The sequence below is a fragment of the Salinigranum rubrum genome (genome assembly GCF_002906575.1).
In the GTDB taxonomy this organism is placed as follows: Archaea; Halobacteriota; Halobacteria; order Halobacteriales; family Haloferacaceae; genus Salinigranum; species Salinigranum rubrum.
The window spans coordinates 3,819,724-3,838,876 of sequence record NZ_CP026309.1 but is presented as its reverse complement, the minus strand read 5'-3'; the positions used below and the strand labels follow the sequence as shown (position 1 = coordinate 3,838,876).

The window sequence follows — 19,153 nt, the reverse complement described above, 5'->3', positions numbered from 1 at the left end:
ACGGGGCTACTCTTCCTCGACGATTTCCGGCGACGACCGGAGCGCGAGGTGGGTCGCCACCGAGAGGCTGTCGCGCGCGTGCTGTGCGCTCCGTTCGAGCAGCACGACGGTTCGCTGCAGTTCCAACAGCGGCTCCGGACGCGCCGCCGCCAGGTGGTCGTTCATCGCCTCAACCCGGTCGTCGACGGTCGCGAACGCGTCACGGGCCGCCTCCGTGGCGGGGTACTCCGGCGTCGTCACGGCGGCGATAGTCGCCGTCACGGCCTCGTCGAGCGCGTCCGCGAGGTCGTCTAAGCGCGCCGCGGTCTCGTCGTCGGTCGCCTCCATCTCCCCGTCGGCCACGAGCGACGCGATCTCCCGGGCGATTCCGGTCATCAACGAGAGGTCCTGCGCGACGGACCGGTAGCCGATGAGCGGAAAGCCGGTGTCTAACCCGACCGCGTGGTTGAGCCGCGGGTTCCGGTAGGTGGCGAACACGAGCCTGAGAAAGAGATGGAACAGCTTCTGTGCCCGCTCGTACCGGCTTTCGACGGTCCGGGCCCGGTCGGGGTCGCCGTCGAGGACGGCCGCGACCGCCGCCGTCCGCATCGTGCGCTCCGTCCGACTGAGCCGACCGAGGAGCGTCGGGAGGTCGAAATCGCTCGGCGCGACGGTGCACCGGATCGTTATCTCGCACTCGGCCTGTTCGACGATTCCGAGGCCCATCAGCCGACGCTCGGCCCGCATCACCGCGTCGTGGTACGCGGGGTCGAGCGGTTCGTCCGCCTCGATACGGATCAGCTGACGGCCGAGGACGTACTGGGAGACCACCGCCCGTTCGAGGGCCTTGGGGTCGAGCGACCCGGCATCGATCGTCGATTCGACGTCCTCGATGGTCGGCTGGTCCGGGACGACGAGCAACGAACCGCCGCTCTCGTCCTGCTGGATGATCACCTCGTCACCCTTCTGGATGTCGTGGGTCCGCGCCCAGTCCGCGGGGACCGTCACCGCGAGCGTCGACGAACCCAGTTGCTGTACCTTCCGCTTCATGCGGATCGTTTCGTGTTTCATCCGAGAACGCTCCCGAGGTCGGTCGGTGTACGATCGTCCATCTGACGCTGGGAACAAGGACTGACTCCGACTGAATACGGCTTGTGGTCGCTACAATTCGTGCGATAATCACCGAATAACGACAGATATCATCCGATCGCAACCACGGCCACGCCGACCACGAGGAGCAAGCAGACGAGGCCGAGCCCCGCCAGGAAGAAGCGGTCGCCGGTCGAGAGGTCACCCATCGTCGTCACCCCCGGCGACGATGGTGCGCCGTCTCCCCGCGGTGACCGTGGGTGTCGGGTAGTCGTCCTTGGTGACGAAGGCGACGCCGAGGAAGACGCCCAGCCCCACAACCGGTGCGATGAACGTCACCAGCCCGTCCCAGCCCGCCGGCACGAGGCTGTTCTCGATGTACAGGAGGTTGTTCTGGATGGCGTACGTGGTCGGCAGCAGGACGAAAAAGGCCAGCCGGGTCAGAGAGCCCGCGAGCATCCCGGCCAGCGCGGCCGGTGCCGTGGCGATGTCCGGTTTGTAGATGCCGAACGCCAGCGGAACCAAGAGGCCCGCGAACGCCACGTCGAACGCCAGCACCAGCAACATCCCGGTGGCGCTCACCTGGATGGCGAAGAACGCGCCGAGAATCGTGATGGGGACGGCCATGACTCGGGTGGTGGCCAGGAGTTTGTCCGACCCCTCGCTGAGGAACCCGGACCCGTCGGCTTTCACGCCCTCGCCGGGCGAATCAGGGTCGCGGATACCCAGGACGTTCCGCGCCAGGGCCGCGGAGGTGCCGAGAATGGCTCCGTCGCCGGTCGAGAGCGACGCGGCGACGATGCCCGCCAGCACTAACACGGCGAGCCACGGCGGCACCGCCTCCTGCAGCAGGACGTACAGGACGGCCTGGTTGCCGGCCTCGACGCCGATGGAGTCGAGGATGCTGCCGGCCGACAGCGCGACGATGGAGAAGGGGATGCCGATGATGAGCGTCCCGGCCGACCCGGCGAAACACGCTTTCTGCGCCGTCTCGGGGCTGTCGGCGGCGAACACCCGCTCCATGAAGTCGATGGCGACGATGTCGCCCAGCGCCAGCGCGAAGATGGTCGCGAGGTTTATCCACGACCCGGCGGAGTTGTCCAGCGGGTTGATCTGGACGAGCGCCGTCGGCCCCATCCCGTCGGGAATCGTGATCCCGTAGTTGATGGCGACGTACGCGATGAGGGCGAGCGACCCGGTCAGCGCGACGACGGCCTGGATGACGTCCGTGTAGGCGACGGCGAACAGTCCGCCCGCGATGGTGTAGACGAACACCACGGCGGAGATGACGAGCACGCCCTGGACGAACGTCGTCCCCATGAACGTCTGAAAGAGGAAGCCACCGGCGACCAGGTTCCCGCCGAGGAGGAGCGAGAACGACAGCACCATGATGAGCGACGCGACGACCTCCGTCACCCGACCGTACTTGCGTCGGTAGAAGTCCGGGAGCGTCATGAGGTCCATGCGGTTCATCGGCTTCGCGAAGAACAGGCCGGTGAGGAACAGACAGCCAGCGAGGCCGATGGGGAGCGCCGCGCCGGCCCAGAACCCGAAGTTGGCGGTGAGGTCGGTGTTCCCCAGCGTCGCGTTCGCGTCCAGCGACTGCGCCATCAGCGTGGCCGCGGCCAGCGGGAGGACGAGTCCACGGCCCGCGACGATGTAGTTGACGCTGTCGCCCTCGATCTTCTTGGCGACGTACAGTCCGACGGCCATCGTCAGCAGTATCATCCCGACCAGACCGTAGAGGATGACGCTCACTCGCGCTCACCCACCTTCCAGAACCGGTAGTCCGACGGGCGATCAGTGGTCGATTCACCAGCGTTTTCGGCGAACTCGTGTACGGTCTGCCGCATCTGTGACACAGGAATGCCGAAATTTCCACGGTAAAAAGACCTTGCCCTGCTATTGTTTACTGTGTGGGTGTAAAATCCAATGCACAACCACTGTTGGAGTGTACTGGTGTTCGAACGAACACTTTAGATGCGTATCATGACTTCACGAGTCCCTAGGGAATATAAGGTCGAGGACGCGGGACGGGGCGGTCAGACGAGTCGCGGGAGGCGCGTCCGACCGCTCTCGGAGTCGACCACCACGGCGAACTCCCGCCAGTTGAACACGCCACGGTGAAAGAGCCGGTAGCTCCCCGGCTCACCGCCCGGTGCGAACACGACCAGCTGAAACCGTTCGGTGACCTTCCGGTCGGGTTTGGTGAGGCCGGAGGGCGACGCCGGGGTCGTGTGCGAGTGATAGAACACACGCGGCATCGCCGGCACGTCGTCGACCGTCGTCTCGAACTGCCACAGCGGGCGGTCGGACTCGTTGTCGAGTCGGACGGTGTCGACGGCCCGCAGCGAGGCGTCCGCCCACTCGCAGACGAGATACCCCCCTGCCTCGCTGGGGTGTTCCTCCGTGATGTGCGCCCGAAGCCGCGACAACAGGGGTGCAGGGAGGACGAGCCGCCGCGGGCGGAACTGCGAGAGGACCACGACGCACGTCCGTAGCGGGGCCGCGCATACCAGCGTTTCGAGTCGTCGGCGCCCCCCTCCGTCCACCGTCGACCGGTGAACGGTCGTCCGTTCGACCGGTCCGTCGACACGCGGACACCACAGAACTCGACCACCGTGGCGCCCTCATCCAGCACGTTTTTGCCCGCAGGTGGTAACGTCCGCCCGTGGTCGCGCTCACACCCGGCATCGTCGTCGTCTTCGCGCTCATCCTCGTGGCCCTCGTGCTGTTCGCCACCGAGCCGGTACCGGTGGACGTGACGGCCATCTCGGTGATGGTCACGCTGATGCTCGTCGAGCCGGTGTCGGGGCTGTTCGTCGACGTGGGCCTCCTCGGTTCGCCGATTCCGATGGTCTCACCCGAGGAGGGGCTGTCGGGCTTCGCCAACGCCGCGACGCTCACCGTACTGGCGATGTTCATCCTGAGCGAGGGCGTCCAGCGGACGGGCATCGTCCAGAAACTCGGGGCGTTCATCTCGCGGTACACCGTCGACAGCGAGAGCCGCCAACTCGGCGCGACCATCGGCGTCGTCGCCCCCATCTCGGGCTTCATCAACAACACCGCGGCCGTCGCTATCCTCCTCCCGATGGTGACCGATCTGGCGGAGCGCGGCGGTACCTCCCCCTCGAAGCTCCTCTTACCGCTCTCGTACGCGTCGATGTTCGGCGGGATGCTCACCCTCATCGGCACCTCGACGAACATCCTCGCCTCCGAACTGTCGGACAGGCTGCTGGGCCAGCCGTTCGGCATGTTCGAGTTCACCCAACTCGGACTGGTCGTGAGCCTCGTCGGCACCGTCTACCTCCTCACCCTGGGGCGCGTGCTGACGCCCGAGCGCATCAAACCGCGAATCGACCTCACCGAGGAGTTCGAGATGGCCGACTACCTCACCGAGGTAATGGTGCGCGAGGACTCGCCACTGGTGGGAATGCGGGTGTCCGAGGCGCTGGTCGAGACCGACTTCGACGTCGACCTCCTCCAGCTTATCCGCCACAACAAGGTGTTCCTCGAACCGCTCGGCCCGAAGGAGATACAGGTCGGCGACGTGTTCGCGCTGCGGACCGACCGCGACACCCTCGTGGGCTTTCTCGACGAGGAGGGGCTCGACCTCGTCCCGGTCACCGTCGACGAGGCCGAACTCGAAGCCGCCGGCGAGGGGCAGAACCTCGTCGAGGTGGTCATCGCGCCCGGGTCGTCGCTCGTCGGCGAGTCGCTCGTCAGTTCGCGGTTTCGCCAGCGCTACGACGCGACCGTTCTCGCGCTCCGCCGCGGCGGGGAACTCGTCCGCAAACGCCTCGACAGCGTCCAGTTCCGCGTCGGCGACACCCTGTTGGTGCAGGCCGCCACCGAGAGCATCGAGCGGATGGACCAGAACCGCGACTTCATCGTCGCCCAGGAGGTCGAGCGCCACGACTTCCGCGAGTCGAAGATTCCCGTCGCCGTCGGCATCGTCGCCGTCGTCGTCGCGCTCGCGGCGCTCGATTTCGTCCCCATCGTCGTGAGCGCACTCGCGGGCGCGATGGCGATGGTCGCCACGCGCTGTCTCCGCCCGACCGAGATTTACGACGCCGTCCAGTGGGACGTCATCTTCCTCCTCGCGGGCGTCATCCCGCTCGGCATCGCCATGGAACGGACGGGTGCGGCCGAACTCCTCGCGGAGTTCGTCGTCCTGAGTTCGGAACTCCTCCCCCTCGTGGGCGTCCTCGGACTCTTTTACGTCGTGACGGCGCTCCTGACGAACGTCATCTCGAACAACGCGAGCGTCGTGCTGATGGTTCCGGTCGCGGTGGAGGCCGCGACGACACTCGGTGCCAACGCCTTCTCGTTCGTTCTCGCCGTCACGTTCGCGGCGTCGACGGCGTTCATGACGCCCGTCGGCTACCAGACGAACCTCTTCGTCTACGGTCCCGGCGGCTACCGGTTCACCGACTACATGCGCGTCGGCGGCCCGATGCAACTCATCTTCGCCGTGGCGACGACGCTCGGTATCGTGTTCTTCTTCGGGTTGTGAGCGGGTCGAATCGCACACGGCTCGCAATGTCCGTGGGGGAGTTCAAGTACTGTCCCGCGACGAGCACCGCGAGTCGCGGGCTGACGACCGAACGGAGCGAAGCGAAGTGAGGAAGGAGCGCTTTTCCCCACGTTTTTGCGAGGGAGCGGAGCGACCGAGCAAAAAGTGGAATGGGACCGCCCGGATTCGAACCTGAGCAAGACTCGCTTCGCTCGTCTTGCAGGGCTCGAATCGCGGGGTCGTCCACACACCGCGGATTTCGGGCGTCGCTCGCACACGCTTCGCGGTGCTCGCTGGGAAATCCGCGGAGAAGTGGGACCGCCCGGATTCGAACCGGGGTCACGGGCACCCAAGGCCCGAAGTATACCAGGCTAACCCACGGTCCCGCACTCGACTGTGGACGAGCGGAGCGGTAAAACGTTTCGTTGCACGGTGCGACTCCCGCCGACTCCGCTTCCCAAAATATGTATGTCTCAAGACATGACTGGCCGGCCATGGAACGTCGACCGTTCCTGGTCCTCCTGACGACCGCACTCGCAGGGTGTGGCGCGACCAACCAGTCGACTCCGGAGCCGACGGCCCCACCGACCGACACCCCGACGGAGTCGCCCCCGACGGCTACCGAACCGACCGAGACCGCTACGGACACGCCGACAGAGTCCCCGACGGATACGCCGAGTCCCGAGGTGCGCGAGGCGCAACAGCGGCTCTCGGCCGTGACGTCGACGCTCGACGCGGCAGTCGAACAGTACGTCGGCGACGCGGGCGAGACCATCCTCGCGGCCGACGCGTCGTATCTCGAGTTCGACGGCGACGAGGTGGTTGCGGCCGTCGAGGAGGCGGAGCGGGAACTGGAGCGGGCCCGCGAGGCGGTGGTGACCGAGGAACAAGAAGAGACGCTCGCGAGCCTCGAAGAGATGACGCGGTTTCTCCGACTGGCGACCGAGACGCAGACCAGCCTCGTCGACGCGTACTACCACCTCACGGAGACCCGCGAGGCGCTCGCATCGGCCGACGACGGGGCCGCCGAGGACGCCATGAGCGAGATGGACGCGGCGAGTCGCATCGCGAGCAGCCCCTACCAGACCCTCGTCGAAGAGACGGCCGTGTCGGCCACCAGCGTCCTCTCGGAACTCGACACCGAACGGTACCGTCGGAAGCTCACACAGTTCGAAGCGGAGATACGCGCGTTCGGCGACCTGCGCGCCCCGCTCGACACGTTCGCCACCGCGGTCGGACGTCTCGGGACGGCGCGCGCGCTCGAACTGAACGGTTCGACGGACCAGGCCAGACAGATCGCACGGGACGCGGCGCGGGAACTCGACGAGGTCGCGGCGGCGTTCGCGACGTTCACCACCGACCTCGAAGAGCCGGCGGACTCGCTGGCCGAGATGGGCGAGTCGCTGGAGGGCCTCGCGACCGAGATGGCGACCGAGACGCGCGAACAGTTCGGTATCGACGACGAGGAGACGACGACGGCGACGACCACCACGGCGGCGTGAGCCGACCCGCCGGAATCGACTCACACCAGGTCGTCTCAGGCGCTCGACGACTAGACGAGGAGGTCACCCGCTTCGACCATCGATTCGAGCGGGTTGTCCTCGATGTCGAGCGGGAGGTCGACGCGGCCGCGGCGACGCGCGGACTCCCAACTGGCGAAGATGAGTTCCTCGGCCGCGAGCGCGTTGTCCGCCGAGAGCTCCGATTCGGTCCCCGCCTCCAACGCCGTGACGAGTTCCTCGATGGCGCGCTCCTCGTAGCTCGTCGTCGAGAGCCGGTCGGTGACCCTCGCGGAGAGTGTCGTGGGGAGCTTGCTCGCGACCGTCGACAGCCCCGAGCGCACGCGACCGGGCATGGGCTTGTGGACCGTGTCGAGACCCGTGTCGACGACGGTCCAGTCGGAGCCGTCGGCGCGGTAGCGGAGTTCGGCCTCGTCGGCGCCGAGTTCGATGACGCCCTCTGCGCCGACGACGCGGAGCTGACAGCCGACGAAGTCCGCCGCGCGTCCCGTCGACGCCAACCCACTCACGCCGTTCGCGTAGCGCCACTGCGCGATGGCCTGGTTCTCGTTGTGCGTCCCGAAGAGGACGTTCTCCTCGGTGTAGTCGATGTTGGCCAGCACCCACTCGACGGGCGAGCCGTCGTTGAGGTAGTTGCAGATGTCGAAGAAGTGCGTCCCCATGTCGTAGAGGGTCTCCGCGCTGAACTCGAGCCGTTCGACGTCGCCGACGGTGCCGCGGTCGATGAGGGTTTTCGCCTGTCGGACCGGGTTACCGAAGCGTTTCTGGTGGTTGATGGTGAGTTGGACGCCCTCCTCCTCGCAGACGCGGGCCATCTCCCGCGCGTCGCCCCAGGTGAGCGCCATGGGCTTCTCGCAGTGGATGGCCTGTACGACGCCGCTCCGGGCGGTGCCGATGACGAGGTCGGCGTGAATCGCGGGGGGCGTGCAGATGCTCACGATGTCGGGGCGGATTTCGGAGAGCATCTCCTCGTAGTCGGTGTAGACGTGTCCCGGCGGGATGTCGTGGATGCGGGCGAACGCCTGGGCGTTCTCGGGGACGACGTCGGCACAGGCGACGAGTTCGCAGTCGTCGAGGCGCTGGTAGCCGGGGGCGTGGCGGTACGCCATCGCGAAGCCGTCGGTGCTGGGGTTCTTCGGGTCGGGTCCGGTGCCGATGAACGCGACGGTGTAGGTCATGGTACCTCGTCGTACGAATGCGAGGTGGATAAACAAGCAGTCGTTAACGCGGGCGGAACCGAGTAACAGGGTCGGCCATCCGGGTCGTTAGTCCCGGCCTGACGAGAGGGGCGAGATGCCCTCGGAGGACTCGCGTCGGACCTGGGAGGCGTTGCCGTGTGCCTGTCGACGCTCGGGGATGTCGACGAGCCCCAGAAGCTGTGCGGTGAGCCGACGGACCCGGCCGAACTTGAGGACGAGCATCGCGACGGTTTCGACCGGCTGGCGGCGGAGCACGTTCCACGGGAGACACTTGCGGAGGCGCGTCGAGAGTGGAACCTCGTCGACGACCCACCAGTCGGCGTCGGCCTTCCCGTGCCGGTAGGACTTCTCCCAGTACTGCCGGACGGAGAAGGCGTAGTAGTGCTCGACGACCATGCTCGGTTCGTACCAGATGTCGAACTGCTGGCTGATGCGCCGGCCCAGTTCCGTCTCCTCGTGGCCGTGGAAGAACGTCTCGTTGAACCCACCGACGGCGTCGATGACCGACTTCCGCATCGCCATGTTGCAGCCGACGACGAGGTCGGTGTACTTCCCCTCGTCGCCCTGGTCGTACCACGGCAACTGCTTGTAGGTGATGACGGCGTCGTCCGGCTGGAACACCCGACCGGCGACGACGTCGTGTTCGTCGAGCGCATCACTCACCGCCTGCAGGTAGCCCGGACGCGGCATCGAGTCGTCGTCGAGGAACACGAGCTTCTCGCTGTTCGCCCGTTTGATCGCCTCGTTCCGGGCTTTGGAGGCACCAGGATCGGAGCGGATGATCACCTCGTAGTCGTCGAACTCCTGCGCGTCGAGATAGCGCAGGCAGTCGATCTCCGACTCCGGTCTGATGGTTGGAATGATGATACTTAGCTCGACCATGAGACAGATTTCTGTTAATTCTGGATACGCTGTTCGACGGGATATACCTTTCTCCGTTCGTGACGGTTCCACCGCGCTAGCACGGCCCAGTCGAGTCACGTCCGAGACGAGAGACTCGACGGCACAGCGACCGGGACGACCTGGGTTCGAGCGGCGCGATGTTGGCCGAGAGTTCAAGTACGAACGGGCGGCCACCCCACCGTGGATGCCCACCTTTACTGCCGTGTCGCAGGCGGCGTACTGCCCCCGGCAGCTGTACTACGCCCGCCGCGACGGCGACGACGGCCCCTCTCGGGAGGAACGACGCCGACAGCGGCTCGCGTTCCGGTACGACGAACTCCGGGACGCGGACGACGCACAACTGGACGCGGAACCGACCGCGCTCGCGCCGAGCGCGTACCGGGCGGCGCTGGAACGACTGGCCGAGCGCGACGACTGGGCAGCCCTCTGTGACCCGGCTGGAACCCACGTCTCGCTCGCCGGCAAAGACTGTCGCGGCCGCGTCCACAAACTCGTCGACACGGCCGACGGGAGGGTGCCGTCGTTCGTCTCGCCCGGCGCGCCGCCCGAGCGCGGCGTGTGGGAGCCCCAGCAGGTGCGGGCGGTCGCGGCAGCGAAGGCGCTGTCGTGGGAACGCGGGGAGGCGACGTCGCACGCGCTCGTCGAGTATCCGGCGTACGGTGCGGTCCGGACGGTCCGGCTCTCGACGCGGGCGAAGGCGGCGTACCGACGGGCACTCCGCGCCGTGCGGTCGCTCGACGGCCCGCCGCCGCGACTGCGAAACACGGCACGCTGTCGGGCGTGTTCGTTCCGGGACCGCTGCGGGGTCAAAACGCGGTCGATGCGGTCGCTCCTGCGGCGGTGAGGCTCCGGGCTACCCGTCGTGGCCGGCGTGGTCGTCGTCGGCGTGGTCGGCCAGCCACGCCTCCACCCGGTCGGCGTGGGCACCGCGGCGGTGGACGACGCCGCGGCCGGGGTCGACGACGGTGCTCTCCGTCCCCGGCGTCTCGCCGCCGTCGAGGACGACCGCGCAGGCGTCTCGAACAGCAGGCGCAAGGTCGTCGACGCGGCGGACGCTCCCGCTGCCCGAGCGGTTGGCGCTGGTCGCCGTGACGGGGAGCGGTTTCGCGGCCCGGTAGAGCGCGAGGGCGACCTCGTGGTCCGGGATGCGGAGGCCGACGCGGTCGCGGCCCGCGGTGAGCGCCTCGGGGAGCGACGGGTCGGTCTCGACGACGACCGTCACGGGACCAGGGAGGAACGCTCGGACGAAGCGTTCGTCGAGCGGCGTGAGCCGCGCGTAGCGCCGCGCGGTCTCCACGTCGGGGACGCCGAGCGAGAGCGGCTTGTCCCGACTGCGGCCCTTGGTCTCGAAGACGCGCTCGACCGCTTTCGAGTCAGAGGCGTCCGCGCCGAGGCCGTACACCGTCTCCGTCGGGTAGACCACCAGGTCGCCGTCGGCGATGGCGCTGGCCGCGGCCGCGACCCGGTCGTCGGTGGGGGCGTCGGGACTCACGCGTTCACCCGTTCACGTGTTCAGTCGAGCGCCTCGATGGCTGCTTCGACCGCGTCGTAGTCGGGGAAGTCGGGCCACTCGCTGGCGACCCACGCGTACTCGACGTTCCGGCTCGAATCGAGGAGGAACACGGCGGGCCGTGGCTCCTCGACGCCCGTCATGCCGTCCATCGGGTTGGGGATGCCGTACTCCCGCCCGACGGCGTTCGAAGGGTCCGAGAAGAGCCGATAGTCCATCCCCCGCTCGTGGATGAACGCCTTGTGCTCGTAGGGGGTGGAGATGGAGACGCCGACCACGGTCAGGGAGTCGCCCCACCCGCGGTCGCGAATCTCGTTCCACATGTACGTCGACGGGAAGGCGCCGTCCATCGGATGGAAGACGAGACAGACCGGACCCTCTGCGGTGAGGTCCGAGAGGGAGACGTCCTCCCAGTACTCGCCGTTCACCAGCGGGCGGGTAAAGTCGGGGGCGGTGTCGTCGACGTCGACGTGTTCGGCGTCGGGGAGTTCCACCACGTCGAAGTCGACCATCTACGAACTCCCCCCGTATGTCTTCTCGAGGTACTCGACGATGTTGGCGGACTCGGACATCGTCACGCCGGTGTTCTCGTCGACGATGGCGGGAACCGTTCGCTTGCCCGAGACGCGTTTGACGACGTCTCGGTCGCCGTGCATCGGCTCGACGAACCGCGAGGCGTAGTCGAGGTCGTACTCGTCGAGCGTCCGGACGACGCGCTCACAGTACGGACACGCCTGCAGTCGGTACAGGGTGATGGTCGAGTCGCTCATACCCGCCGGTTAGGAGGTGCGCGGCCTAAGCGTGTCGCAACCGGTCGAGTGGGCCGCGGATGGACAACTCTTAATTCGGCGCCCCGACAACGTCTGGTGTTATATGGGTTTGCCGCTGCACTCGATGGCCACGCTCACGCAGACCGCCGCCGGACAGGTGACTGACGTGCTCCCGGTGAACAACACGACGGTCACGGTCGGTGGGATCATCGCAATCGTCGTCCTCATCGCCCTCTCGGCGTTCTTTTCGTCCTCGGAGATCGCGATGTTCTCGCTCGCGAAACACCGGGTCGACAACATGGTCGAGGAGGGGGTTCCCGGCGCGGCGACGGTCAAGGAGCTGAAGGAGGACCCTCACCGGCTCCTCGTCACCATCCTCGTCGGGAACAACATCGCGAACATCGCGATGTCGTCGGTGGCGACGGGGCTGTTCGGCATCTACCTCTCGCAGGGGCAGGCGGTGCTGGCCGCGACGTTCGGTATCACGGCCCTGGTGCTCCTCTTCGGGGAGTCGGCGCCGAAGTCGTACGCCGTCGAGAACACCGAGTCGTGGGCCATCCGCATCGCGCGTCCGCTGAAGCTCTCGGAGTACCTGCTTTTTCCCCTGATCGTCGTCTTCGACTACCTCACCCGGGTCATCAACCGCGTGACCGGTGGGCGTTCCGCGATAGAGACGACGTACGTCACCCGCGACGAGATTCAGAACATGATCGAGACCGGGGAGCGAGAGGGCGTCATCGAGGAGGACGAACGCGAGATGCTCGACCGCATCTTCCGCTTCAACAACACCATCGCCAAGGAGGTGATGACGCCTCGATTAGACATGACCGCGGTCCCGAAGGACGCCACGCTGGACGAGGCCATCGAGACGTGCGTCCAGTCCGACCACGAGCGCGTTCCCGTGTACGACGGCAACCTCGACAACGTCATCGGCATCGTCAACATCCGTGACCTCGTCCGCGAGAAGAACTACGGCGAGGGCACAGCACGGCTCACCGACCTCGTCCAGCCGACGCTGCACGTCCCCGAGTCGAAGAACGTCGACGAACTCCTCCAGGAGATCCAAAAGGAGCGAATGCAGATGGTCGTCGTCATCGACGAGTTCGGCACCACCGAGGGCCTCATCACCATGGAGGACATGGTCGAGGAAATCGTCGGCGACATCCTCGAAGGCGACGAGGAGGAACCGTTCGAGTTCCTCCCTGACGGCGACTGCCTCGTCCGTGGGGAGGTGAACATCGACGAGGTCAACGACGTGCTCGAGATCGAACTCCCCGAGGGCGAGGAGTTCGAGACGCTCGCCGGCTTCATCTTCAACCGCGCCGGCCGCCTCGTCGAGGAGGGCGAGGAGATAACCTACGAGAACGTCGTCATCCGCATCGAGCAGGTGGACAACACCCGCATCATGAAGGCGCGTCTCTCCACGCTCCCCGAAGAGGACGTCGACGACGCGGACGAGCCAGAGGCGGAAGTCGAGAGCTGAGCCGCGCCGTCGCCCACCGAGGAGAACGTCGACCCCGCGCCGTCACTCGGTGGGGAGACGCCGGCCCTGCGTCTGCGGAGTACCGGACGCGTCGTGACAGTCAGCCGTGGCGGTCGAGGAACCCGGTGACCAACTCGCCGCACGTTTCGGGGTCGTCGAGCCACGGGAGGTGGCCGACGCCGACCTCGTGGAACGTCGCATCCGGGAAGAACGACGCGCCCCGTCGCCCCTGTTCGACGGTTCCGAACGGGTCGGCGCGTCCCCAGACGAGCAGAACCGGCGACTGGACGCGCCTGAGGTCGTCAGCCCTGAACGCTGCCTCGGGGCGAGCGCCCCGGAGTCGGATGGCCCGCCGGAGTAGTCCCACCCACGACCGGGTGGTGTGAGGGAGGTCGTCCATCCGGACCCACGCCTCGGCGAACGCGTCGGGGAGAGTCGCCGTCGTCTCTTCGGGGTGACCGAGGACGCGCCACGTCCGCCGCGCCCCGTCGACGTCACCCGCGGTCATTACCGTCGCGGCGAGGAGTGGCCCGAGCAGGGGAAGCGTGACGAGTCGCATCGGAACCGGCGCGCTCGTAGTCGGGTAGAGCGCGGGACAGCCAAGCAGAGCGAGCGCGGACACTCGTTCTGGCTGAGCGAGAGCGAATCGGAGCCCCCAGAGGCCGCCCATCGAGCTTCCAACGACGGGTGCTTCGTCGAGACCGAAGTGGTCGAACACGGCCGCCGTCGAGTGCGTTGCGATGGTCTCCAGCGACGCGGCACGGTAGTCGATGCCGTCGCTGAGCCCCCGCCCGGTCGGTCGACGACGAGCAGGCGGTAGCCGTCCAGTTCGGGCAGGAACGGTATCCAGACAGCCCCGTACCCCACACCGCCCGGGACGACGACGACCGGCGGACCCGTCCCGACCTCGACGACGCGAACGTGGAGGTCCAGGGCGGAAACGTCCACGAACTGTTCCGTGACCCCGAGGCCGTACGCCTCGTACGCCCGTCTTTCGGCCCGCCGGGCGGCCTCGACGCGCGGGTCGTCGTGGTCGAGCGGGTCGAACGAGGACGTTCGGTGCTGGCCGTCGGGGGGTCCGGTGGTCTGGCTCATGCTCGGTCAGGTGCGCGAGCGCACTCGTCCCTGTACGCAGTGACGTGTCATAACGACCCACCCGGGGCTGTCAGGGGTGGACGCCGACCGGGGTCGAAGGCAAACGGGCTCGAACGGGGGTGATGCTGCGACGCGAACGCTTTTGAGACGCGGTCGAGAGCCTCGAAGGGATGTCAACGCCCTCCACCGTGTTCGGCGTCGACCGCGACTCGCTTCTGATGGTCGTGGCCAGCGTGGCGCTCCTCGTCGTCTTCCTCTACAGCGTCCTCGTCGTCCAGCAGGTTCTCGCGCTCGTCGCCACCCTCCTGTGGCTGTTCGGCGTCTACCTCGTCTGGCGGTTCGTCCGCGCACACGAACGACTCGCCGAGGCCGCAGAGCGGATCGCAGCCGACGCGGGCGACTCGGTCGAAACCGGGAACGACCGAGGAGTGCCGGCCGACCCACTCGACTCAGCCGAGGAGGAGGCGGTCGACGAGCACGAAGACGCCGTAGGAGAGCCCGAAGGCGAGCGCGAGTGATCCGAGCCACGCCAGTACGGTGTAGCCCATCTTCGCCGCGCTGACGCCGCCGCCACCCTCCTCGCTCACGGCGGCGTAGCCCGACCCGATGATGGCGCTGACGATGATCTCGTTGAACGAGACGGGAATTCCGAAGGCGACCGCCGTCTGTGCGATGGCGAACGAGGGGATCATCGCCGCGATGGAGCGACGCGGCCCCAGCGAGGAGTAGTCCTGTGCGAGGGCCTTGATCATCCGGGGCGCACCCGTCCACGACCCGGCGAGGAGACCGAGGCCGCCGCCGGCCAGCACCGCCGGGAGGGGAACCGAGAAGTCGCCCAGAAGCGGAACGAGCGGGCCGATGGCGAGGCCGACCTGCGACCCCCCGGCGGAGAAGGCGACGAGCGCGCCGAGTACGAGGAGGAACCGCTGCTGACCGCGGGCCTCGTCGTCGGCCATCTCGTAAGCGAGAGCGACGACGACGAGCGCCGAGAGCACGAGCGTCGCGGCGAGTCGGATACCGAGCAAGACCGTCGGGTCGGGATCGACGCCGACCGTGAGACGCACGACAGTACCCGTGATCGACCCGCTGCCGGCGGGGCCCGGGAGGATCGCGAAGTTGATGTTGACGACGATGGCGCCGACCAGCCCCGCGAGGAACGGAACGGCGAGGCGCTCGGGGACGCGCTCGTCGCGGAGGAACTTCGCCGTGGAGAAGGCGATGCCGCCGCCGACGAACGGGGTGAGCACCCAGAGCGCACCGATCTCGCGGTACTTCGCCCACGCGGGGTCGCCGCCGAGCGCGAGGCCGGCCCCGACGACGGCCCCGGTGACCGTAAAGGCCGTCGCGATGGGGTAGCCCGCGAAGACGCCGAGCGCGACGAGCGTGGCGGCGACCAACAGCGCGACGATGACGGCGGGGGCGGTGAGCGTCGTGTTCGCGACGAGTTCGGTGCCGACGGCTTCGGTGACGTTCGCGCCCTGGAGCACGGCACCCAGGAAGCCGAGCAGGCCGACGACGAAGCCGGCCCGCATCACCGAGATGGCGTTCGCGCCGACGGCCGCCGCGAAGGGTGTCGACCCGGACGACCCCGCGCCGATGGCCCACGCCATGAACAGGGAGGCGATGGCGGCGACGAGGAACGTCGCGAGAGTCGCGGTAGTGACCATCCGGGCTACTTCCCGCGGTAGGCGTCCTCGTACCCGTCGCGGAGATTCATGAGCGTCCGCCGGATGTAGAGGTACGCGAAGAACACGATCAGGAGAAGGCCGACCACGAGCGCGACCAGGATGGGGTCGCTCGCGAGCGCGTCGACGACTCCAGTCGCGAGTGCGACAGGGAGCATGTACCGCGGTACCGACGGCGCGGGTAAAGCCGTTTCGGGGTCGTCGCCCCGGAGGCGGGGATTCAGAGAAGTGATAACACTCATACCCGCCGCGTCGGAAAAACACCGTCGATGGCCGGTCTCCTGCCCTCCAAACCCGACATCGACCCGAACGACGAGCCCCGGGTCGTCGGCCTCGACTCCGACGATGCGGACGAACTCATCGACGCCCTGTCGTCGTCGACGACGCGCGAAGTCCTCGCCGCCCTCCACGAGGACCCCGCCTCCGCGTCGGAACTCGCCACACGGGTCGATACCTCCCTCCAGAACGTCCAGTACCACCTCCGCAAACTCGAAGACGCCGGCCTCGTCGAGGTGGGCGACACGGTCTACTCCGAGAAGGGACGGGAGATGAACGTCTACGTCCCCGCCGACCGCGCGCTCGTCGTCGTCGCCGGCAGAGAAGAGGAGACAACGGGGCTGAAAGCCGCCCTCTCACGCCTCCTGGGTGGGGTGGGGGTGCTCGGTCTCGCCAGCGTCGTCGTCGACCGACTCGCGCGCGAGGGCCCTTCCGTCGGCTTCGGGACGAGTGCGGGCGGGGCCGGCGATGCAGAGGGTGGCGGTACGGGCGGCGGCGGTGCCGACGGCGGGGCCGCACCCCCCGAGACGCCGGCCGGTGACGCCGGTGCGAGCGGCGGCGCCACACCGACGCCCGAGCCGACGGCGACACGGACGACGACGGAGACGGCGACCGACGTCGCGACCGAGACCGAGACCGGCGGCGGATTCGAAATCGCGGAGGCGACGACGACCACCACTGCGCCGACGGAGGCAACGACGGTGACCGACGCGGCCGCGGGGACGGCGACGCCCGCGCCGACAGCGGTGCCCGAGGCGACGGGGACGGCGACCGAGGCCGCCACTCAGACCACGACGCCGCTGCCCGAGGCGACGCGGACAGCGACCGAGGCCGCCACCCAGACTCCGACGGTCGTCGTCGAGGCGACTCCCGAAGCGACCGCGGTCACCACGGCCGCGGCGCAGCCGGGCGTGCTCGACGGGCTCGCGGCCTCTCCCGGACTGCTGTTCTTCCTCGGTGGCACGACGGTGCTGCTCGGTGGGTTCGCACTCTGGTGGGTCCGACGCTAAGGCGCGTGATAACATACAGCAAGGTAAAATCGGCGTTTGACTCTTAGGTGGTCTCTTGACCCGGAGCCCCCTACAGGTGAATGCGCCCGGTTCGGTCCCCGCTGATGCCTGCCCTCCCAACGCCTCCACCGACCGGCCGGGTGCGAGCTCCTGTTCTTCACCCCCACGAGCGACGAGTCACGACCGGGGACAGATACAATATCACGGCGTGCCGACGCGAACGCGATGAGACGGACGGAGCGGAGCACGACGACATGACGGCGTCCGGCCCCGTCGACACCGGACCGACGGACGGTGGCGAAGGCCGTCCCACGACTGGCTCCGACATCCTCGCTCCCGCGCGCGTCGACGTGCTCGACCTCGTCGAGGACCCCGAGGCGTTCGAGGCGCTCGTCTCCGAGGGAACGAGCCCGCTCGCGGTGATCGGCGAGCCGTTCAGCGGACGCGACGCCGTCCTCGACGCCACGTCGGACCGCCTCGGAGCGACACGGCTCCGCCTCGGCCCGGGCGACGGCGTCGGGGTCGTACGGAAGGCGCTCGACGACGGACCGGTCGTCGTCGGGGGTGTCACCACCTCTTCGCCCGGCGAATCGGCGGCTTCGAACCGGTCGAGCAGTTCCTCCGGACGCTCGCACGGGCCGACGCGACGGTCGTGACGGGGTGGAACCGGTACGCGTGGTCGTACCTCTCGGCCGTCCTCGACGTCGACCGGGAGTTCCCCGCTCGTGTCGACGTCGGCGCGGCGACGGCCGCCGAACTCGCCGACCGTCTGCTCGCGGGGGACGAACGACGCCCGACGTTCGTCCGTGACGCGCCGAACTCCGGTGGTGCGCTGACGGTCCGTCGGTACACGGTCGGGTGGGGAAACCACAGCGTGTCGCTCCCGCTTCCCGTCCCGAACCGCCCCCGGGCGGCGAGCGGCGCGACGGGAGACGACCTCGGTCCGAGGGAAGCGGTCTTCGAGCGACTCGCGGCCGTCTCTAACGGGAACCGGGGCGTCGCGGCCGACATCTGGGAGCGCTGTGGCGGACGGCGCGACGAGGTGCGACCGGCTGACCTCGTCGCGGCCGGTGCCGACGCCGACCTCACCCACGAGGGCGCGTTCTGTCTCCGTCTCGTGCTGTCGAAGGGGGAGGTCGACCGCGAGGAACTGGCCGCGGTCGTCGGCGAGCGAACCGACCGCGTGCTCAGGCGACTCGCCCGCACGGAACTGGTCGCGGTCGACCAGGGGCGCGTGTCGCTCGTCCCGGCGGGCGTTCCGACCGCGGTCACCGCGACCGAGCGGTGGGGGATACCGTGACGCTCCTGCAGACTGGGGTCGAGGCCCTCAATCTGGACCCGCTCGTTCTCGCCAACGCCGCGGTCGTGCTGACGCTGGCGTATCTGGCGGCACGCGGCGTCACGGTCGTCCTCTCGGCGCTCGCCGAACGTGCCTCGCGCCGACGGATCACCGTCGCGATGTTCATCCCCGTGGCGAAGTTCCTCATCTACGGGACCGCGGTGTACCTCGTGGTTGGGCCGCTCTTCCAGCTGTCGACGACCCAACTGTTGGCCGTCTCGGGCCTCCTCGGGGCGGCGCTCGGGTTCGGGCTGAAGGACCTCTTCGCCGGCGTCATCGGCGGGCTCGTCATCATCCTCGAACGGCCGTACCAGGTCGGCGACAAGGTGGCCATCGGCGACCACTACGGGGAGGTGACCGACGTCGGCCTCCGGGCGACGACGCTGACGACGCCCGACGACACCGCGGTCAGGATACCGAACGCGATGCTGTTCACCGAGAGCGTGGCGAACGCCAACGCGGGCCGCCCGGAGATGATGGTCGTCGTCGAGGTCGCGGTCGCGCCGGAGGCGGACGTGGCCCGCGCCAGGGCGGTCGTCCGGGACGCGCTCGTCACCTCGCGGTACGCGTTCGTCGACGACGACCACCCGGTCGCGGTGTTCGTCGAGGACGAGACCTACTACCGGACGGTCCGCGGCAAGGCGTACGTGGCTGATCTGCGCGAGGAGTTCGCGTTCGCCTCCGACGTGACCGAACGGGCGCTCGCGGCCTTCGAGGCGGAGGGCATCGAGACGCCCGACCCTCGCGTCCTGGCGCACGGGGGAGCGCAGGGATAGCGG

At 68.2% G+C, this 19,153-nt stretch carries 20 protein-coding genes and 1 tRNA gene; 9 read left to right on the top strand and 12 right to left on the bottom strand.

What is annotated here, in order from left to right:
- Window positions 1-6: 6 nt before the first annotated feature.
- From C2R22_RS18875 to C2R22_RS18865, 3 genes are all read right to left on the bottom strand, one after another.
- On the bottom strand, window positions 7-1,029 hold the full coding sequence (locus tag C2R22_RS18875) for an AbrB/MazE/SpoVT family DNA-binding domain-containing protein (protein WP_103427751.1): 1,023 nt from the start codon (window positions 1,027-1,029) through the stop codon (window positions 7-9).
- Between the two features lie 240 nt (window positions 1,030-1,269).
- On the bottom strand, window positions 1,270-2,826 hold the full coding sequence (locus C2R22_RS18870; RefSeq protein WP_103427138.1) for a sodium:solute symporter family protein: 1,557 nt from the start codon (window positions 2,824-2,826) through the stop codon (window positions 1,270-1,272).
- A 284-nt stretch (window positions 2,827-3,110) separates the two neighbouring features.
- Window positions 3,111-3,554, bottom strand: coding sequence for a Mov34/MPN/PAD-1 family protein (locus tag C2R22_RS18865; RefSeq protein ID WP_103427137.1), 444 nt, complete (start codon window positions 3,552-3,554; stop codon window positions 3,111-3,113).
- A 185-nt stretch (window positions 3,555-3,739) separates the two neighbouring features.
- On the opposite strand from C2R22_RS18865, the gene C2R22_RS18860 reads away from it, so the two are divergent.
- Complete coding sequence (locus tag C2R22_RS18860; RefSeq protein ID WP_103427136.1) at window positions 3,740-5,584, top strand: SLC13 family permease; 1,845 nt, start codon at window positions 3,740-3,742, stop codon at window positions 5,582-5,584.
- Between the two features lie 313 nt (window positions 5,585-5,897).
- Here the strand turns inward: C2R22_RS18860 and C2R22_RS18855 are convergent.
- Window positions 5,898-5,970, bottom strand: a tRNA-Pro gene (locus tag C2R22_RS18855).
- 108 nt (window positions 5,971-6,078) lie between these two features.
- Between C2R22_RS18855 and C2R22_RS18850 the strand changes: the two genes are divergently transcribed.
- Window positions 6,079-7,086 carry a hypothetical protein gene (locus tag C2R22_RS18850; protein WP_103427135.1) on the top strand — a complete coding sequence of 336 codons (1,008 nt, stop codon included), beginning with the start codon at window positions 6,079-6,081 and terminating at the stop codon, window positions 7,084-7,086.
- Window positions 7,087-7,136: 50 nt separating this feature from the next.
- On the opposite strand, the gene C2R22_RS18845 is transcribed toward C2R22_RS18850, so the two are convergent.
- Together C2R22_RS18845 and C2R22_RS18840 are read right to left on the bottom strand one after the other, a co-directional pair.
- On the bottom strand, window positions 7,137-8,282 hold the full coding sequence (locus tag C2R22_RS18845; protein WP_103427134.1) for a Gfo/Idh/MocA family protein: 1,146 nt from the start codon (window positions 8,280-8,282) through the stop codon (window positions 7,137-7,139).
- An 87-nt stretch (window positions 8,283-8,369) separates the two neighbouring features.
- Window positions 8,370-9,185 carry a glycosyltransferase family 2 protein gene (locus tag C2R22_RS18840; RefSeq protein ID WP_103427133.1) on the bottom strand — a complete coding sequence of 272 codons (816 nt, stop codon included), beginning with the start codon at window positions 9,183-9,185 and terminating at the stop codon, window positions 8,370-8,372.
- Window positions 9,186-9,390: 205 nt separating this feature from the next.
- On the opposite strand from C2R22_RS18840, the gene C2R22_RS18835 reads away from it, so the two are divergent.
- Entirely contained in the window at window positions 9,391-10,050 is a 660-nt protein-coding gene (locus C2R22_RS18835) for a CRISPR-associated protein Cas4 (protein WP_103427132.1), read from the top strand.
- A gap of 9 nt (window positions 10,051-10,059) precedes the next feature.
- Here C2R22_RS18835 and C2R22_RS18830 read toward each other — a convergent pair whose 3' ends face one another.
- From C2R22_RS18830 to C2R22_RS18820, 3 genes are read right to left on the bottom strand one after another with little or no spacing between them, the layout of a single operon-like run.
- Entirely contained in the window at window positions 10,060-10,698 is a 639-nt protein-coding gene (locus C2R22_RS18830; protein WP_103427131.1) for an L-threonylcarbamoyladenylate synthase, read from the bottom strand.
- 20 nt (window positions 10,699-10,718) lie between these two features.
- Window positions 10,719-11,228: a redoxin domain-containing protein gene (locus tag C2R22_RS18825; protein ID WP_103427130.1), complete on the bottom strand. Its 510-nt coding sequence runs from the start codon at window positions 11,226-11,228 to the stop codon at window positions 10,719-10,721.
- Window positions 11,229-11,486, bottom strand: a complete 258-nt coding sequence (locus C2R22_RS18820; protein ID WP_103427129.1) for a glutathione S-transferase N-terminal domain-containing protein — start codon at window positions 11,484-11,486, stop codon at window positions 11,229-11,231.
- A gap of 103 nt (window positions 11,487-11,589) precedes the next feature.
- Here C2R22_RS18820 and C2R22_RS18815 point away from each other — a divergent pair, with 103 nt between their 5' ends.
- The gene (locus tag C2R22_RS18815) at window positions 11,590-12,969 is read left to right on the top strand and encodes a hemolysin family protein (RefSeq protein ID WP_103427128.1); all 1,380 of its coding nucleotides are present in this window, start codon (window positions 11,590-11,592) and stop codon (window positions 12,967-12,969) included.
- Between the two features lie 100 nt (window positions 12,970-13,069).
- Here C2R22_RS18815 and C2R22_RS18810 read toward each other — a convergent pair whose 3' ends face one another.
- Entirely contained in the window at window positions 13,070-13,687 is a 618-nt protein-coding gene (locus C2R22_RS18810; protein WP_343125779.1) for an alpha/beta fold hydrolase, read from the bottom strand.
- Between the two features lie 547 nt (window positions 13,688-14,234).
- Between C2R22_RS18810 and C2R22_RS25940 the strand changes: the two genes are divergently transcribed.
- Entirely contained in the window at window positions 14,235-14,582 is a 348-nt protein-coding gene (locus C2R22_RS25940) for a hypothetical protein (protein WP_216824755.1), read from the top strand.
- Here C2R22_RS25940 and C2R22_RS18795 read toward each other — a convergent pair.
- Together C2R22_RS18795 and C2R22_RS25690 are read right to left on the bottom strand one after the other, a co-directional pair.
- Complete coding sequence (locus tag C2R22_RS18795) at window positions 14,514-15,731, bottom strand: inorganic phosphate transporter (RefSeq protein WP_103427125.1); 1,218 nt, start codon at window positions 15,729-15,731, stop codon at window positions 14,514-14,516. The genes C2R22_RS25940 and C2R22_RS18795 overlap by 69 nt on opposite strands.
- Window positions 15,732-15,736: 5 nt before the next feature.
- Complete coding sequence (locus C2R22_RS25690; RefSeq protein ID WP_173862818.1) at window positions 15,737-15,907, bottom strand: DUF7859 family protein; 171 nt, start codon at window positions 15,905-15,907, stop codon at window positions 15,737-15,739.
- A gap of 111 nt (window positions 15,908-16,018) precedes the next feature.
- Here C2R22_RS25690 and C2R22_RS18790 point away from each other — a divergent pair, with 111 nt between their 5' ends.
- From C2R22_RS18790 to C2R22_RS18775, 4 genes are all read left to right on the top strand, one after another.
- Complete coding sequence (locus tag C2R22_RS18790) at window positions 16,019-17,035, top strand: ArsR/SmtB family transcription factor (protein ID WP_103427124.1); 1,017 nt, start codon at window positions 16,019-16,021, stop codon at window positions 17,033-17,035.
- A 254-nt stretch (window positions 17,036-17,289) separates the two neighbouring features.
- Complete coding sequence (locus C2R22_RS18785; protein ID WP_103427123.1) at window positions 17,290-17,691, top strand: hypothetical protein; 402 nt, start codon at window positions 17,290-17,292, stop codon at window positions 17,689-17,691.
- The gene (locus C2R22_RS18780; protein WP_103427122.1) at window positions 17,688-18,335 is read left to right on the top strand and encodes a hypothetical protein; all 648 of its coding nucleotides are present in this window, start codon (window positions 17,688-17,690) and stop codon (window positions 18,333-18,335) included. Before C2R22_RS18785 ends, C2R22_RS18780 begins: the two co-directional genes overlap by 4 nt.
- Window positions 18,332-19,150 carry a mechanosensitive ion channel family protein gene (locus tag C2R22_RS18775; RefSeq protein WP_245902821.1) on the top strand — a complete coding sequence of 273 codons (819 nt, stop codon included), beginning with the start codon at window positions 18,332-18,334 and terminating at the stop codon, window positions 19,148-19,150. Before C2R22_RS18780 ends, C2R22_RS18775 begins: the two co-directional genes overlap by 4 nt.
- The last annotated feature ends 3 nt before the right edge of the window (window positions 19,151-19,153 follow it).